Source organism: Enterobacter sp. MF024 (genome assembly GCF_005843915.1).
Lineage (GTDB): Bacteria > Pseudomonadota > Gammaproteobacteria > Enterobacterales > Enterobacteriaceae > Enterobacter > Enterobacter barmai.
Genome location: NZ_VCBB01000023.1, coordinates 21,445 through 37,618, shown reverse-complemented (window position 1 = coordinate 37,618; position 16,174 = coordinate 21,445). Strand labels below are relative to the sequence as shown.

Genomic DNA, 16,174 nt, shown 5'->3' with positions numbered 1-16,174 from the left:
TTCGGATCGACGCTCATGCTGTTCAGACGGGAAACAGCGGCGTCTTCGCCGATAACAGGTTTCATGCTGTTCAGACGAGAATCAGCCGCCGCCTGGTCAACAACCGGCTTCATGCTGTTCAGGCGGGCATCAGCAGCAGCCTGGTCAACGTTTACACGCTGGCTGGCAGTTCGAGAAACTTCCTGCGCCTGCATTAAGGCAACGAGTTGATCGTGGTTACGGTTCACGTTGTCTATTTTTTTAGCCAGACCAACAACACGCTCTTTCGCATCAATCTGGGGCTGAATGCGAGACGCTTCACGGGCGTTAGCCAGTGCGCCATTCTGAGACGCAGTGCGGTCGATATTGTCCTGAGTGAGGGCTTCACCTTTCGCAGTATCAGCAGCCTTGATGCGGGCTGCTTCAATATTGCTTTTCACAATCTGAGCCTGAGCATCGTGAGCCGCCACGACCACCGCGTTGTAATCAACGTGCTGGCCCTGGGCCTCAACACGCATACGGTTCTGCGCTTCGCGGGATTTACCTTCGAATTGCTGGTGCTTCAACTCTGCAAAGCGGGCTTTAAGTTCTGCCTGCGTCGGCGTGACTGGAGCAGAGATGTTGCTAGTGCCTGCACCAACCGTATTGATGACATTGTCCACATCAACGTTAGATGCCTGGGCTGCACCAGAGGCTGTCGCGGTGGCAACGAGCACTGCTAATACTGTTTTTTTCATGTTTGATATCTTCGTTTCTTGTCGGTTTTGTCGGTTACTACTGTTTTGTCGGTTACTACTAATTTGTCGGTTACTTATTGAAGCCGTTCGCCGCCATCCACATCTCAACAGCCTGAGCAACAATCTCTTGCTGCTTCTGGCCGCATTCAGCGGCTGCAATCTTTAATTTCTTCTTTAATGCCTGGGGCAATTTCGCGGTAAACACGACCCATTCACTGTTCGCATTTGCCGATACTCCCGCCCGAACGCCACGTGTTGCGGCCATTTGTCATGCTCCGTTTTGCAGGGGGCTGACTGGGTGTTCCAGAAGCGGAACGGAGACTACTCGTAATTTTGTAGGGCGGCAATATCCTTTTTAATGATTTTTTACTTTTGAATATAGCCTTTCAACTAACTTAATAATTTCTCAAAACATTTTATTTTATTTGTATGACTTAACCTTAAGGCCTTGTCATTGCTGGCTGTAGAGAATCTTCGAATGAAATGATTAAAAAGAGCTTGCGTGATTTTCGGCAGGGTACTGGCAATAACATATCTGTTATAGAAACATTTCTTTATTTAACATCTATTGTTAAAGTTCCATTTTAGGAACTTTATATTTATCTTTTATGATTAATTAAAATGTGACGATTGCAAATATATACAATTAAGATATGAAAGGTTGTGCCACGTTGGCACAGCGGTTTGCCAGGATGGCAAGCCAGGAGCAGGGCCCGTGCGGAGAACGGAAATCAGAAGTGTGGTGAGAGCAGGCAGAGAGCGATAAAGAGAGTTACAGCGAAGGAGTCATGCGCGCAGTAGTGCGGCTGGTTAACGTTTAATAGAAGACGACTTTATCTTCCAGGTAGAGCGCAGCCTTAACCGACTGATCGAGACGAAAAGCGATCACATCATCGAGACCCGTCTCTTTTTGATAGTCCTCGAAGGTCAGATAATACGGAACGGCCTGTCTGCCTTCCCCTTTCTGACGATATTCGTCCGCTTCTTTCGACATGCGATCTTTCATAACAGAATGATATTGGAGAAGTTTTTCCATTTTCTCAGCAAGATGGCCAGGAATTTGGGTGCGACCAGACTCATAGTAACGCCAGGTGCGCTGAGAGACTTCGGCAATGTGGGTCGCCGCCTCCTCAACCTCAAGGAAAAGTATGCGCCTGCACGCAATGAGAGCGAGTCTGTTCATTTATTAATCCACTTCTGATAATAAGTCGCAGCTATGTGCCGGCAATATTGCGGCATCTGAATATAAAGTCAGATGATAAATGAGGGCTCTCATCAGTAGCAAATATTACAAGTAACTTTATAGCGTGGCCGCAACCTGCGTACTTGCTGGGCTATCCACAAGATAAGCCTGCGTCGCCCTTAGTCTTGCTGCGCGTTTTTCAGTCGCGCGCGGCTTTCCCTGCGCGCCTCATTGCGCTTTAAACGGCGCTCTTTTTCTTTTTCTCGTTCGAGCTCTTTTCGTTGGGCTTTAAGGCGTTCCTGCTCGCGAAGCGGGAGATTTTTAAACGCCTCTTCCTCCTCTCCTTTGGCTCGTTCGAGATCCAGCAGAGCCTGGAAAACCGAATCAAAAATGGTGATGGACTTCGGAACCCGTTTATTCCACCGCTCGGGCGTAGTGCGGCTGACGCCAGCTATGCGGCACAGTTCGCTGACGTTGGTACCGGCTGCTTTCGCGCGCTCGCTAAGCTGCTTAACACGGCGGTTAAACTCTTCTTCTAATGTGGATTCTTCCATCACATCAACACCTTTTTAGCCATTTCGCGGGATTCACGTTGGCTATTATGAACAAGCATCCTCTTTAACAGATATCTTTTCTTCAGTTTTTGGCACTTTGCTGCTGGAGTAGATAAACCACAGCGCAATGCCCAGACAGACAACGGCCCCGAGGCGGCTCATCGAGAAGGGGATAGCCGCATTGCCCAGCCAGCCAAAATTGTCGATCAGCATGCTCATGGTCAGCTGGCCGAAGATCACCGCCACCGTGGCGACCGCGGTACCGATCCGCTGCACGGCCAGCACCATAATCACGATATAGGGCACGCCGAGCAGGGCACCCAGCAGCTGCCATTTCGGCACGTCCATCAGCGTGACGGCATGCGGTGGTTCAAAGAAGACGATCAGCAGGGCGGTGATAAGCGCGCCGACGGAAAAGGTCAGGAATGCACTTTTGAACACGCCCACTTTGCTGCCCAGCTGTCCGTTGATGGCGGCCTGAACGCTCAGCGTGGCACCGCCAATCACCGCCAGAATAATCATGATAAATGTCATAGCGTTACCCCTGTGCAACCAGCACCAGCGCGGCAATAATAAATATCAGCGCGATGATGCGTCTGGTGTCAATTTTTCGGTGTGGCGTGCCCAGCAGGCCATAGTGGTCGATGATCAGGCTTTTAAACACCTGGCCTGCCAGGATGCCAATCATGGTCATGGCGATACCGATCGCAGGCGTCGCCACCGTGAGAATGACCACGTAGATTGGCCCGAGGACGCCGCCCAGAAGCTGCCATGCAGGCTGGGCGAAAAACGACGGGCTGTTGCGGGGGCTGAAAAACAGCATCAGCAGAAACGTCAGGGCGGCACCGACGCCGAAGATGCTGAACGTCGCCCACAGATCGCCCACTTCACTTCCCAGTGGCCCCAGTAAGCCAGCCTCGACGGACAGGCCCATCCCGCCGGCAATAACCAGTAAAATCAATAGATGTCGCATAGTGACTCTTCTCTTGTATCCAGGCCGGGAAGCGTACCCCTGAACATCCGTGAGAAAAATGCCATAATGCACTAAACACTTGTGCAGGAAATGCATCAATGCCAGACACCGCCAACATCAGCATCCGCTGGCTGCTTATCTTTAAAGAGGTCTATGAGTCCCTGAATTTTTCAGTGGTGGCGCGCCGGGAGGGGATGGCCGCGTCGCAGGTTTCGCGGGTTATCCATCAGCTTGAGGACGCGCTCGGCCAGCAGCTTTTCTACCGCAACACGCGGGCGATCATCCCCACCGAAAACGGCCATCTCTTTATCCGCTATGCCCGCCTGATGCTTGGCAATCTTGACGACGCGCGGCGGGAGCTGGATGAGCGCAAGCAGGAGCCGTCCGGTTTGCTGCGCATCAACGCCCCGGTATTTTTCGGCCAGCGGCACATTGCCCCCGGGCTGGCGGGCCTGGCGGAGCGTTATCCCCGGCTCAGCATTGAGCTGACGCTGACGGACGACTATATCGATCCCCATCGGGATGCCGCCGACCTGATCTTTCGCATCGGCATGCTGACCGACTCCTCTTTTCACGCCCGGGTGTTCGGGCCGCAGTTTTATCACCTCGCCGCCGCGCCTGCGTACCTGCGCAAATACGGTGCGCCTGAGGCGCCGGATGACATTACCCGTCATAAATGCCTTGTCTATCGCGGTTCGTCCGGTCCAAACCGCTGGCTGCTGCGCGAGCCCGGCGGGGAGTGGGTTCACTATCCCGTGTCGCCGCTGTTGTCATCGAATAACGCGGAAACCCTGCTGACCTCGGCGCTGGGCGGGATGGGGATCGTGCTGTTTCCGGACTGGCTTATCGGCGACCGGTTCAGGAGCGGGGAGCTGGTGAAACTGTTGCCGGGCCACGAGGCCGCTATCAATACCGAGCCGCAGAATATCTCGGCGATCTACCCCAATGCGCGGCACCCGCCGTTAAATGTGCGGGCGGTGATTGATTACTACGTGGAATTTTTCGGCACGCCGCTGTACTGGCAATCTGCGGTGAAGAAGTAAAGGCGCGCGGGCGCTTCTAATGAATTCCTATTATTGCTCTAAATCACCCTGCTAATAAGACTGTAACTACGCTAATTATCTTTCAGGGTGATTCACATGTTTGTGTCATGGTGGTTAATCGTTCCGGTCCTTGCAGGCGTCGCCATCCTCTTCCTGATGGTTTCCCGACTCACCAATGAGGTTGATAAGCTTGAAACGGCGCTGGAAGAGAGCCGGGGACAGCTGAAGTCCGCCGGTCAGCACGCGGAGGAGTGCAAGCTGGCGAACCTGCGCATGACGGAAAATTTGATACAGGTGAAAGGGTATACGCAGAACCTGGCGGGCAGCAGCGCCTCTGAACAGGAAAGGCTGCTGTATGAGATGAACTGCGCGCTTAATCTGGCAACGAATCATATTGTTCATCACCCTGATTTTATCGAACCATCCTTTAAAGCAGGGGCACCCCGGGTGCAGAAGCCTGGCGAAACCTTGCCGTTGATGTTTCGGTGATATCCCAGGCGGGATGCTCTCTCCCGGGGGTAAATATTGGCATGGTCGGCTCCCTCTCCTCTTTGGGGAGAGGGCTGGGGTGAGGGGAGCATGCTGCACTGGAGGTTATTCCGTGCCGGATGCGGCAACGCCCGGCGGCGCTGCGCTTGCCGGGCCTACCAGGTCAAAGGCGGGGTTTCGTAGGCCGGGTAAGGCGAAGCCGCCACCCGGCGGTGCCGCGGTCGCCACGGCGCGGCCTGATGCCCTCACCCCGGCCCTCTCCCACGGGGAGAGGGAGCAAACACCAAAAACGGCAACCTGTGTTGCCGTTTTGCATTTACCTCCACATTGTACAAATGGTTACTTGCGCTTCGTTTACTGCTTATTCATGGCCGTGATACGTTATACGGTAACAATAAGCCACGGTGACGCACACCTTTTGCGTCCGAAAGTAAAACCTCATGCACTCCTCTGCTCGATATTCATTAGCGTCCTCGCAGGCCAGGCTTGCCGCCCGGGTAGTTTTTGGGCTCGGTACAATCATTTTCCTTATGCTCCTCGCCGCGCTGATGGTGCAATTCTTTGCCCCATCTTCGCGATGGCCTTCGCTGTTGAGCAGCAACGCCGCCGCGCTGACGCTGTTAGCCGTCGCGTGGCATCACACCCAGCGAATTTGCCACTGGCGCGCGGATATTGTCGACCCGCCGAACCCTGAGAACGCGCCGGAAGACACACCCCCGCCGTCGTGGCTTTATCAGCGCCTCGGTGTCCTGCTAACCAGCGACGGACCAGGACTGGTCATGATGGCCGCCATTGTGATGTTCATCGTGCTGGCAGGGTGGGGCAGTCATTACGTCGCGCTGGATGACGGCAGGCTGCGCTGGATTGCGGTGGGGGTGATTGCCGCAGCGATATTCATCACCCTGGTCGCTGAACGTCATCTGGCTGCCACATCCCGCGAGGCCTGGCCGGAAGCACAGGCTATCGCGCCGATACTGCGCATGGTGATGGCGGTACAGTGCCTCTCGTTACCGGCGTTCGTTTTCCCGACGCTCAACACGGCGCTGCTGATTAATCTGCCCGCGGTTCTGGTGCTGCTGGTGGCCCTGGAGTTTTTGCTGCGCAGCCTGTTCTCGCTGTTTATGCCCCCCAGAGCCGAAGGGGCTGAACCCGTTTATCTGGCTAAAAGCCAGCTGGCCGCACAGCTTGTCTGGCCCCCGCGCCCGCTGCTGTTTTTACAGCACGAGATCCATCAGCGCTTCGGCATCGACCTGCGCCAGCTCTGGGCGCTCAGGGTGCTGAAGCGGGCGTTTATTCCGGTGATGACGATAATGGCGATCTGCGGCTGGCTGCTGACCGGCTTCCAGCAGGTTGCCACGACCCAACGCGGGATCTACGAACGCTTTGGTAAGCCGATGGCCGTGTTACCCGCCGGGCTGCACTACGGCCTGCCGTGGCCTTTTGGCCGGGTGATGCTGACCGAGAACGGTCAGGTGCATGAGCTGGCCGCCGGAGAAGAGCCGGATACCGCCGCCGAGCCGCTGACCAGTGCCGAAGGTAACGCCCCGCAAAGCGCGGACCGGCTCTGGGATGCGATCCACAGCTTTGATAAAGCCCAGATCATCGCCAGCCAGAGTGATGACCAGCAAAGCCTGCAGATTATCAACAGCGACGTGCGGTTTATGTGGCGCATCGGCTTAAGCGATGACGCCGCGCTGGCCGCCACCTATCGCAGCAACGATCTGCCCGCGCTTATCCGCAGCACCGCCAGCCAGGTGCTGGTGCATCAGTTTTCCTCCATGACGCTGGAACAGCTCCTTGGCGAGCAGCGCAACCTGCTGGCCAGCCAGATTAACCGGGCGGTGCAGCAAAAACTCAACGCCCTGCACAGCGGCGTGGAGCTGCTCTCCACCGTGGTCGAAGCCATTCACCCGCCGGCCGGGGCCGCCGATGCGTTTCACGGCGTGCAGGCGGCACAAATTTCCGCTCAGGCGCTGGTGTCACGCGAGCGCGGACATGCCGCAGACCTGGCGGCCAGTGCGCAAATCGAGGCGACCACCCGCCAGAATCAGGCGCAGATGAACGCCGCCGATGCCGTCAGTACGGCGCAGGCCACGGCGGTGCGTTTTGCGGCGCAAAAGCAGGCCGCCGCGCAATCCGGCCAGGTTTTTATCGACGAATTATGGTTTAGCCAGCTGCGCCAGACGCTCGGCCACAGCCCGCTGCTGATTATCGACAGCCGCATTGGTGCGGGCACGCCACCGACCATCGACCTGCGCGACTTTCCCACATTGAACGATGCAGCCCGCCGCGATGCGCCTGCAAAACCGACCCAGGAGCCTTCCCGTTGAGCCATTCACATCATCACGGTTGCAGCCACGGCTGTAGCCACAGCCATCACGCTGATACGCCTGGAACGGGCGGCTGGAAGCGCCTTGCCGGAGCCGGTTTTCTGGTGCTGCTGCTTATTGCGGCGGCCAGTCTGGTCCAGGTCCGCTCCGGAGAGTCGCTGATTATCACCCGCTTTGGCAACCCGGTGCGCGTGCTGCTCAACCCGGGCCTGGCGTGGCGTCTGCCCGCGCCGTTTGAAATGGCCACATCCGTGGATTTACGCATGCGCACCACCTCAAGCGGCCTGCAGGATGTTGGCACGCGCGACGGGCTGCGCATTATCGTCCAGTCTTACGCTATCTGGCAGGTTGATAACACGCCGGAACATGTGCAGCGCTTCCTGCGGGCAGTACAGAATCAGCCCGACGAGGCGGCCCGGCAGATCCGGGCTTATTTAGGATCGGCCCTGGAGACCACCGCCAGCGGTTTTTCCCTGTCGCAGCTGGTGAATACCGACGGTAAACAGGTGCATCTCGCCCGGTTTGAATCCCATCTGCAGGACCAGATCGGCCAGCCGCTGCTGGAAAGCTACGGTATTCGCCTGGTGCAGGTGGGCACCGAACGCCTGACGCTCCCGGCGGTTACGCTGAGCGCCACCGTCGACCGGATGCGCGCCGAGCGTGAAACCATCGCCACCGAGCGCACCGCCGAAGGCAAACGTGCCGCGGCAGAGATCCGCTCGGCGGCAGAGCGCGATGCGCGCATTCTGCAGGCCCAGGCCCAGGTTCAGGCCGCCGGGATTGAAGCGCAGTCTCAGGCGCAGGCGGCAGACATTTACGGCAAGGCTTACGCCAGCTCGCCAGAGCTTTACAGCCTGTTACGCCAGCTCGATGCCCTGAGCGGAGTGGTGAACTCAAGCACCCGGCTGGTGTTGCGCACCGATGCCGCGCCGTTCCATCTGTTAGTGGATGGCCCGAAACTGGATAAAACCCATGAGTGAGATGCCAACGCCTGCCGGGCCCTGGACGCAATCCATCCGGCTCGCCTTTTATGCCCTGCTCGGGTTGACGCTGCTGGCCGCCGCAAGCTGGCTGTTTTCGAATATCCGCCAGGTGCCCGCTGACAGCCGCGCCGTAGTGCTGCATTTTGGCGCTCTGCAGCGTGTCGCCGAACCCGGCTTACTGCTGAGCTGGCCGAAGCCGGTTGATGAGGTGGTGATGGTTCCGGCACCGGATCGCGTGATTGAGCATCGCGTTACCGCCCTGTTGCGCTCTCCTGAGGCGCTGCATGCGGATATGCGCGATGACAACAACAGCGATGCGTTAGCCGGTTCGGGCTATTTGCTGACCGGAGATGCGGGAGTGGTGCAGCTGGATATCAGCGTGTTCTACCGCGTCAACAATCCTGAGCAGTATGTGTTGCAGGGGGAACATGTGATCCCCGCCCTCGACCGGCTGGTGGAGCGCGCGGCGGTAGCGGTCTGCGCCGGGCGCGATCTCGATACCATCCTGGTGGCACGCCCGGAAATGGTCAGCAACGAGACTAACCTCGCCGGGCAGCGTGAACGCCTGCGTAGCGACGTGCAGCGTAATATCGAGCAAAATCTGCAGCGCCTCACCCAGGCGGGCAGTTCACCCGGCATTACCCTGGAGCGCGTCACCGTGCAGTCAACGCTGCCTGCCACCACGGTCGCCGCGTTTAATGCGGTACTCACCGCCAGCCAGAAGGCGTCTCAGGCGATAGCCACCGCCAGTACCGATGCGTCCGTCATCCGGCAAAAAGCCACGCAGCAGGCCGACCAGACGCGCCAGGCCGCCCAGGCGCAGGCGCGAGAAAAGGTCGCCAAAGCCGAGGCCGACACCGCGATGATCACCCGATTAGCCAACGCGCCGCACGACCCGGATCTGCTGGCGCGCGTGTACCGTGAACGCATGGCGGCGATCCTCGCCCAGGCCGCCTCCGTCATTACCGTTTCACCGCAGGATGATGCAAACCTGATCCTGCAGGCGGCCGGGCAAAAGGAACCCTCTTCAAAATGAGCATTGATTCTCTCACGCCGGGTAGTGCGTTAAGCCATCAGGAACAGCGCAACATCGCCCGTCAGCTGGTTCTGGCCCTGTTTGCCAGCGGCACCTTAATTCTCGGCCTGCTGTGGCGCGGGCTGGCGCCGGAACAGATTGCCGTCGCGGATGTGCTGCTGGGGGCCGCCTCGTTGATGGTCGGCATTCCGCTGCTGCGCCACGCCTTTTACAGCCTGCGTCATCCCAGCCTGCACGGCATCACCGATCAGCTGGTGGCGCTGGCCCTGTTGGGCTCGTGGGCGACCGGGGATCTGCTTACCGCCGCGGTGCTGCCGCTGATCATGACCGTCGGGCATATTCTTGAAGAACGCAGCGTGATGGGTTCGCAGGAGGCGATTGAGGCGCTCAGCAAGCTCACCCGCAGCCGCGCCCGGCGCGTGGATGCCGACGGCAATTTGCAGGATATCGACAATCAGGAGCTGGTGGCGGGGGATGTTGTTGAGGTGCGGGCGGGGGACCGCTTGCCCGCCGATGGCCGCGTGCTGGACGGGCAGGCGAGCCTCGACACCGCGCCGATCACCGGGGAATCCGTGCCGCTGGAGGTGAAACCGGGTATGGAGGTCTACGGCGGGGCGATCAGCCTCGACGGGCGGTTACGTATCGAAGTGACGCGCACCGGTGAAACTTCCACCCTCGGGCGCGTTATCGCCCTGATGCAGAGCGCGGAGCAGGCCAGCCCGCCGATCACCCGCCTGCTGGAGCGTCACGCAGCGCGCTACCTGCTGCTGGTGTTGCTGATCGCCGCCAGCACCTGGTTTTTGACCCAGGATAACCAGGCGATGCTCGCCGTGCTGGTTGCTGCCTGCCCCTGCGCGCTGGTGCTCTCGGCGCCTGCGACCTCTGTCGCCGGTCTGACCGTCGCCGCGCGCCACGGTATTTTGATTCGCGGCGCGGCGTTCCTCGAAGAACTCGCCGAACTCAACGCGGTGATTATCGACAAAACCGGCACGCTCACCCACGGCAAACTGCAGCTTCATGCCCTGCGCCCGCAGGCGGGTGAGTCGCCGGAAGTGCTGGCGGCGCTGGCGGCCAGTCTCGGAGCCACCAGCAGCCACCCGGTCAGCCGGGCGCTGGTCAGCATCGCGCCACAAAGCGCCTGGCCGCCGCTTGAAAACGTGCGCGAGCATCAGGGGCTGGGCGTCTCCGCCACGACAGCGGCGGGGGAAGCCTGTCTTGGCAGGCCTGAATTATTAACCACCCGGGCCGCGGATATCCCGCCGGAACCGTTCCACGACGGGCCAATCGTGGGCCTGACGCTGGCGGGGCGTTTTCTGGGCTGGATTTTGCTTGCCGACAGCCTGCGCGACGAGGCGCCCGACGCGATGGCGCAGCTGCGCGACCTGGGGCTTCAGCAGCAGTTGTTGCTCACCGGCGATCGCGAGACGGTGGCGCAGCGCATCGCCAGCAGCGTTGGCATTGAGCAGGTGATTGCCGGGGCGTTGCCCGCTGACAAGCTGCATCAGGTGAGAGTGCAGATCGACAACGGCTTTCGCCCGATGGTGGTCGGGGATGGCATCAACGATTCGCTGGCGATAAAAGCGGGCGTGGTCGGCGTGGCGATGGGGGCGGGCGGGTCGGATATCGCCATGGCATCGGCGGATATCGTGCTGATTGGCGGCGACCTGCGTCGCCTCGGCACCTGCGTGCGCTTAAGCCGCCGCTGTCGCCGCACCCTGCAAATCAACGTGATGATAGGCCTCGGCTGGACGCTGGTTATCGTCGTCGCCGCCGCCTTTGGCTGGTTAGGCGCCTCCGGCGCGGTGATCGCCGCGATTTTGCATAATATGAGTACGCTGCTGGTGCTGGGGAATGCGGGGCGTTTGCTACGGTTTGAGGAAAGGATCTAGCTTGGGTGCGGTCTGTTTGCCGGGCGGCGCTTCGCTTGCCCGGCCTACAAGGGCGTGCAGTTTCGTAGGCCGGGTAAGGCGCAGCCGCCACCCGGCGGTCGCCACGGCGCGGCCTGATGCCCTCACCCCGGCCCTCTCCCACAGGGAGAGGGAGCAAACACTAAAAACGGCAACCAGGTTGCCGTTTTGCATTTACCTCCGCTACCGCTCCCTTAACGCCTCTTTCGCACGGTTAAACGGCTTGATCATATAATCCATCACCGATTTCTCGCCGGTCTTGATATCCACCGTGGCAATCATCCCCGGCACAATCGAGAAGTGCCTGCCCGCCTTGTTCACCAGATAATCCTGGCTGGTGCGGATAAACACCCGGTAGTAGAACACTTCCGGTTTGGCTTCATCCTGAATGGTGTCCGGGGAGATGGTCTCCACCACGCCGTCCAGCCCGCCGTAGATGGCGTAGTCGTAGGCGGTGATCTTCACCAGCGCCTTCTGGCCGGGGTGGATAAAGGCGATGTCGCGCGGCGACAGGCGGGTTTCGATCAGCAGATGATCGTCCACCGGCACTATCTCCATCACCTCGCCGTTCGGCGGGATCACGCCGCCGATGGTGGTCACCTTGATGTTCTTCACGATGCCGCGCACCGGGGAGGTCATCGTCAGGCGGGTCACTGAGTCTTCACGGCCTTTCAGCACCGCCGAGAGCATATCCACTTCGGCGTTCGATTTGGACAGCGCCTCCCGGGCCTGAACGTAATACTGCGAGCGCAGGTCGGTGAGCTTCAGCTCCAGGTCGCTCTTCTGGCGCTGCAGACGCAGGGCCTCGACGTGGCTGGCAGCACCGGTTTTCACTAAACGCTGGGTGATGGCCAGCTCGGCATTCACCAGCTCCAGCGCCTGGCGCAGTTCGCGACGGGAGTCCTCAAGCTGCTCGCGGCGGGAGTTGTAGAGCCGGGTTTCAGCCGCGATCAGATCGGGCCATTTCTTCAGCTCCGGCGGGAAGGAGAGCGGCAGATCGTTCACCTCCGCATGCAGACGGGCGCTGGAGGCCAGCGACGCGCGGTAGCGGGCGGCGCTTTCGCCGACGTTGGATTCAGAGCGGGTCGGGTCGAGGCGCGCCAGCACCTGACCGGCCTGCACCTGATCCCCTTCGTGCACCTTCAGCTCGGCGAGGATCCCGCCGTCGAGGGACTGCAGCACCTGCTCGCGGGAGCTGGGGATCACCTTGCCGGTGCCGGTGGAGACCTCGTCCAGAATGCTGAACCACGCCCACACCCCGGCGGCGACAAACAGCAGCAGGCTGAATAACACAATGCTTCTTGCCCCGGTATAGCCGCTCTCGGAGCCGAGGGCGTTATCCAGGTCGTCCATCGCCGCAACGTCACGCTGATTGGTTTTCATTTTTCCACTCCCGGCCATTCGCCTGCTGTTGCTGCTGCATCCGGCTGTTGCTCAGCGCCTGCGCCTTCGGCGCGTCCATCACCAGCATTCCCTCTTTCAGCACCACCACGCGATCCACCAGCTCCAGCATTGGTACGCGATGGGTGGCGACGATCAGGGTGCGGTTGCCCAGCCACTGGCCCAGACGCTGGATAAATTCCCGTTCGGTGTGTTCATCCAGCGAGGCGGTCGGTTCGTCCAGCAGGACGACATTGGGATCGCGCAGGAACATACGCGCCAGCAAAATCGACTGGCGCTGGCCGCCGGAGAGCCCGACACCGTTCTCCATAATCGGGTGATCCAGCCCCTTCGCCAGCTTCTGCACGAAGCTCGCCGCGCCGCACATCTCCAGCACGGCAAAGATCTCCTCGTCGGTGGCGCGCGGCATCCCGAGGGTAATGTTCTCGCGAAGGGTGCCGTAAAACAGCCGTGCGTTCTGGCTCATCAGGCCGACGTTGCGGCGCACGTCCGCCATGTCGAGATGGGGCAGGCTGAGGTTGTCGAGCCGCAGCTCGCCGCCGATCAGATCCATCCCGCCGACCATCGCCTGCAACAGGGTCGATTTGCCCGCGCCGTTACGGCCCAAAATCGCCACGTGCTCGCCGGGTTTGATCTCCAGACGGTTGATGCGCAGCGCCGGGGTTTGCACCTCACCGGCGTAGGCAAACTGCGCCTGATCGAAGAAGTAGTGGCCGCGCAGCACGTCCTGGCGGATCGGCGTCTCTTCGCGCTGGTTCTCGGTGGGGAGCTGCATAATGTTGTCCAGCCCCTCTTTGGCAGCCTTCACCTGCTGCCAGCGGGCCAGCACGCCGCAGAGGGTCGCCATCGGGGCGATCATCCGTGAGGCCAGCATCGAGGCGGCCACCACCGCACCGGTGGTCATTTCCCCTTCGATCACCATCGGGGCACCCACCACAATCACCGCGGTGTAGACCAGGCTCTGAATGGTCATCCCCCAGCTGATTAAGCCCTGGGTCAGCTCGCGGGTCTTGAGGCCCGACTCGGCGGTGATCTGAATGTAGCTGTTCCACTGTTGCAGGAAGCGGTTCTCCGCCTGCATCAGCTTGATGTCCTCCAGCCCCTGCACGCTCTCCACCAGCACGGCGTTGCGCAGGGTCGATTCATGGGCCGACTGCTTCGCCAGCGCCGCCAGCTTTTTCTGCAGCAGCAGCCCCGGAAGCACCATCAGCACCGCCGCCACCGGGGCGATCCACGCCAGTGACGGGGCTATGATCGCCAGCACAATCACGAACAGGAAGAAGAAGGGCAGGTCGACAATGGTGGAGATGGTCGAGGAGGTGACCATCTCGCGGATCTGCTCCAGCTCGCGCAGCTGGGAGATAAAGCTGCCGGTGGAGCGGGGCACCGCGCTGTTGCGCAGGCGCAGGGCGTGGCCGAACACCCGGTCAGAGACGCGCATGTCGGCGCGTTTGCCCAGCAGATCCATAATGTGGGAGCGGGCGATACGCAAAATAAAACCGAACAGGGTGGCGATCAGCACCCCGATGGTCAGCACGTACAGGGTGGGGTAGGACTGGGCCGGGATCACCCGGTCATAGACCTGCATCGAAAAGAGAATACCCGCCAGCGACAGCAGGTTGATGAACAGCGCCGCCAGCATCACGTAGGTGTACGGGCGCAGGTCGCGCATCACCAGCCGGTAGAGCCAGTCCGGGCGGTACTTTGAGATATAGGCATCCACGCGGCTGTCTTTCAGCGCCGCCAGCGGACGCAGGGCCACCACCTGATGAATGGCCGGTAACATCTTCGCCAGCGAGATGCGGTTGGTCTGCGCCTTGCCGTCGAAGAAGCAGACATCCAGCATATCTTCGCCGTCGAAGTGCTCAATGACGCCGATCTTGCCGTCATCCAGCTCCACCACCACCGGCAGACGCCAGCTGTTGATCGACTCCTGGCCGTTGGTCAGCAGCTGAAAGGAGAGCCCTGCCTCGCGAGCCAGCCCGGTCAGCGCCGGGATTTTGCTTTTACCCTGCAGCCAGGGGGCACCGGCCACCAGCGCGCCGGGGGAGCAGGCCACCCGGTAGCGGGTGGCGACATAGCCAAACGCCTGCGCCCAGTGCTCCAGCGCCTCTTGCGTCAGTGTGTCCTCGTAAAGGATATCGTCTCGGATCATGGCTGGATCTCCACTGACTGAATGGTGTGGTTTTCAAGGCCGAAGGCATTGCGCATCCGCCCGGTGTTATACAGGCAGTTGATCTGCAGCTGGCGAAGCTGCCCGGCGGTTTGCCACTGGGTAAAGCGGGCCTGGTAGACCTCCTGCTCGGCGTTCAGCACGTCCAGCAGGGGGCGGGAGCCCAGATCCAGATACTGCTGCTGATAGAGCTCGCGGGTGCGCTGGCTGAGCGTTTCCTGGCGGGACTGGATCTGCAGGGTGCTCATCAGGCTCATCACCTGGCTTTTGGACTCCAGCAGCTTTTGCCGCACGTCCAGCCGGGTGCGCTGAATATTGGACTGCGCCGCCTCCACCGCGTGGCTGGCGGCATTACGCCGCGCGTTCAGGCCGCCGCCCTGGTAGATAGGCATCTCGACGTTCACCGAGACGTTGTACTGGGTTTTGTCCAGCGTGTCGTGGCCGGGGTAGCGGTTGTTCATGTAGTGACGCACTTGCGGCTCAAGGGAGACGGTGGGGGTCATCTGGGCGTTGGCGTAATCGAGGTTCGCCTGCGCCACGTTGGCCTGCGCCCAGGAGGCGAGCACCGCAGGCACCAGCCGGTCGTCCGGCTCTTTGATGTCGCAGCTGCGGGTGAGCTTTTCCGGGAAGGCGTTGCTGACCCCGTTCAGGTTGCTCCAGCCGAGGTTGCTCATCAGCGTCGCGCGGGCGCTGTCGAGGTTGGCCTGATACTGCATCAGCTGCGAGCGCGCCCCTTCGATACGGGCGTCGGTCTGTACTACATCCGAGAGCGAGGTCGCCCCTTCATCGTTACGCTGGCGGGTCAGGCTGCCGATAGCCCCCAGCGCCTCAAGCTGCTCCTGAGCGGTCTCCACCATCTGCTGCCACATCTGCACCTGCACCAGCGCGGTGGCGGTGTCCCGGGCGATGGTGTCGATGCTCAGCAGAACGTTGGCCTGCTGCTGGACCACGCCCGCGTCTTCGGCGCGCACCTGGCTTGCGACCTTGCCGAAGTCATAGAGCATCTGGGAGAGGGAGACCACAACGGAAGGAGTAAAGCCGGTATCGCTGGAGTTGTTGCTGTAGCCGTTGTCTAACCCGGCGCTGATCTGCGGGTAATATTTCGATTTGGCGACATCCACCTGCTGGATCTGTTCGTAAAGTTTGCCCACCGCTTCGCGAATGGTGGGATGCCAGTTAACGGCGCGGGTCACCGCATCGCCCAGCGTTAAGGTACCGGGTGCGGCCTGGCTGGTCGGCAGGGCGACCCGTCCGTCCAGGGCGGGTAGCTCCCGATCTTCATTTAATTGCCCAAAGCTGATGACCGCAGGCGAGTCGGCGGCCAGGACCTGCGCAGACAACAGGCAGCACCCAAGCCACCAGCAAGGTACTTTGTTCATGGCATTA

Annotated in this window: 15 protein-coding genes; 6 read left to right on the top strand and 9 right to left on the bottom strand. The window is 60.3% G+C overall.

From position 1 onward, the window contains the following. From FFB58_RS22385 to FFB58_RS22360, 6 genes are all read right to left on the bottom strand, one after another. A partial coding sequence (locus FFB58_RS22385; RefSeq protein ID WP_138371048.1) for a hypothetical protein occupies window positions 1–716 on the bottom strand: 716 nt, incomplete at its 3' end. Between the two features lie 70 nt (window positions 717–786). Then, window positions 787–981 (bottom strand): hypothetical protein, encoded by a 195-nt coding sequence (locus FFB58_RS22380; protein ID WP_138371047.1) that lies wholly within the window; start codon window positions 979–981, stop codon window positions 787–789. Window positions 982–1,533: 552 nt separating this feature from the next. Next, window positions 1,534–1,899: a DUF1870 family protein gene (locus tag FFB58_RS22375; RefSeq protein ID WP_138371046.1), complete on the bottom strand. Its 366-nt coding sequence runs from the start codon at window positions 1,897–1,899 to the stop codon at window positions 1,534–1,536. 179 nt (window positions 1,900–2,078) lie between these two features. Then, complete coding sequence (locus tag FFB58_RS22370; RefSeq protein ID WP_138371045.1) at window positions 2,079–2,453, bottom strand: hypothetical protein; 375 nt, start codon at window positions 2,451–2,453, stop codon at window positions 2,079–2,081. 45 nt (window positions 2,454–2,498) lie between these two features. Beyond that, a complete protein-coding gene (locus FFB58_RS22365) occupies window positions 2,499–2,987 on the bottom strand; it encodes a DMT family transporter (protein WP_138371044.1) in 489 nt (162 codons plus the stop codon). A 4-nt stretch (window positions 2,988–2,991) separates the two neighbouring features. Further along, window positions 2,992–3,426 carry a DMT family transporter gene (locus tag FFB58_RS22360; RefSeq protein WP_138371043.1) on the bottom strand — a complete coding sequence of 145 codons (435 nt, stop codon included), beginning with the start codon at window positions 3,424–3,426 and terminating at the stop codon, window positions 2,992–2,994. A gap of 98 nt (window positions 3,427–3,524) precedes the next feature. Here FFB58_RS22360 and FFB58_RS22355 point away from each other — a divergent pair, with 98 nt between their 5' ends. The 6 genes from FFB58_RS22355 (at window position 3,525) to FFB58_RS22330 (ending at window position 11,196) form a co-directional block, all read left to right on the top strand. Then, window positions 3,525–4,469 carry a LysR family transcriptional regulator gene (locus tag FFB58_RS22355; RefSeq protein WP_138371042.1) on the top strand — a complete coding sequence of 315 codons (945 nt, stop codon included), beginning with the start codon at window positions 3,525–3,527 and terminating at the stop codon, window positions 4,467–4,469. A 96-nt stretch (window positions 4,470–4,565) separates the two neighbouring features. After that, window positions 4,566–4,958: a hypothetical protein gene (locus tag FFB58_RS22350; RefSeq protein ID WP_138371041.1), complete on the top strand. Its 393-nt coding sequence runs from the start codon at window positions 4,566–4,568 to the stop codon at window positions 4,956–4,958. Between the two features lie 590 nt (window positions 4,959–5,548). After that, window positions 5,549–7,288 (top strand): protease modulator HflK, encoded by a 1,740-nt coding sequence (locus tag FFB58_RS22345; RefSeq protein ID WP_286172817.1) that lies wholly within the window; start codon window positions 5,549–5,551, stop codon window positions 7,286–7,288. Beyond that, on the top strand, window positions 7,285–8,268 hold the full coding sequence (locus tag FFB58_RS22340) for a protease modulator HflC (protein ID WP_138371039.1): 984 nt from the start codon (window positions 7,285–7,287) through the stop codon (window positions 8,266–8,268). Before FFB58_RS22345 ends, FFB58_RS22340 begins: the two co-directional genes overlap by 4 nt. Next, the gene (locus FFB58_RS22335) at window positions 8,261–9,307 is read left to right on the top strand and encodes an SPFH domain-containing protein (protein ID WP_138371038.1); all 1,047 of its coding nucleotides are present in this window, start codon (window positions 8,261–8,263) and stop codon (window positions 9,305–9,307) included. The genes FFB58_RS22340 and FFB58_RS22335 overlap by 8 nt, the downstream gene beginning before the upstream one ends. After that, on the top strand, window positions 9,304–11,196 hold the full coding sequence (locus FFB58_RS22330) for a heavy metal translocating P-type ATPase (RefSeq protein ID WP_138371037.1): 1,893 nt from the start codon (window positions 9,304–9,306) through the stop codon (window positions 11,194–11,196). Before FFB58_RS22335 ends, FFB58_RS22330 begins: the two co-directional genes overlap by 4 nt. A 201-nt stretch (window positions 11,197–11,397) precedes the next feature. Here the strand turns inward: FFB58_RS22330 and FFB58_RS22320 are convergent, their stop codons facing one another. The 3 genes from FFB58_RS22320 to FFB58_RS22310 are packed head-to-tail and all read right to left on the bottom strand — an operon-like array spanning window position 11,398 to window position 16,167. Next, a complete protein-coding gene (locus FFB58_RS22320; RefSeq protein ID WP_138371049.1) occupies window positions 11,398–12,567 on the bottom strand; it encodes an HlyD family efflux transporter periplasmic adaptor subunit in 1,170 nt (389 codons plus the stop codon). A gap of 10 nt (window positions 12,568–12,577) precedes the next feature. Beyond that, window positions 12,578–14,770, bottom strand: a complete 2,193-nt coding sequence (locus tag FFB58_RS22315) for a type I secretion system permease/ATPase (RefSeq protein WP_039030047.1) — start codon at window positions 14,768–14,770, stop codon at window positions 12,578–12,580. After that, the gene (locus FFB58_RS22310; RefSeq protein WP_039030048.1) at window positions 14,767–16,167 is read right to left on the bottom strand and encodes a TolC family outer membrane protein; all 1,401 of its coding nucleotides are present in this window, start codon (window positions 16,165–16,167) and stop codon (window positions 14,767–14,769) included. The genes FFB58_RS22315 and FFB58_RS22310 overlap by 4 nt, the downstream gene beginning before the upstream one ends. Window positions 16,168–16,174: the final 7 nt, after the last annotated feature.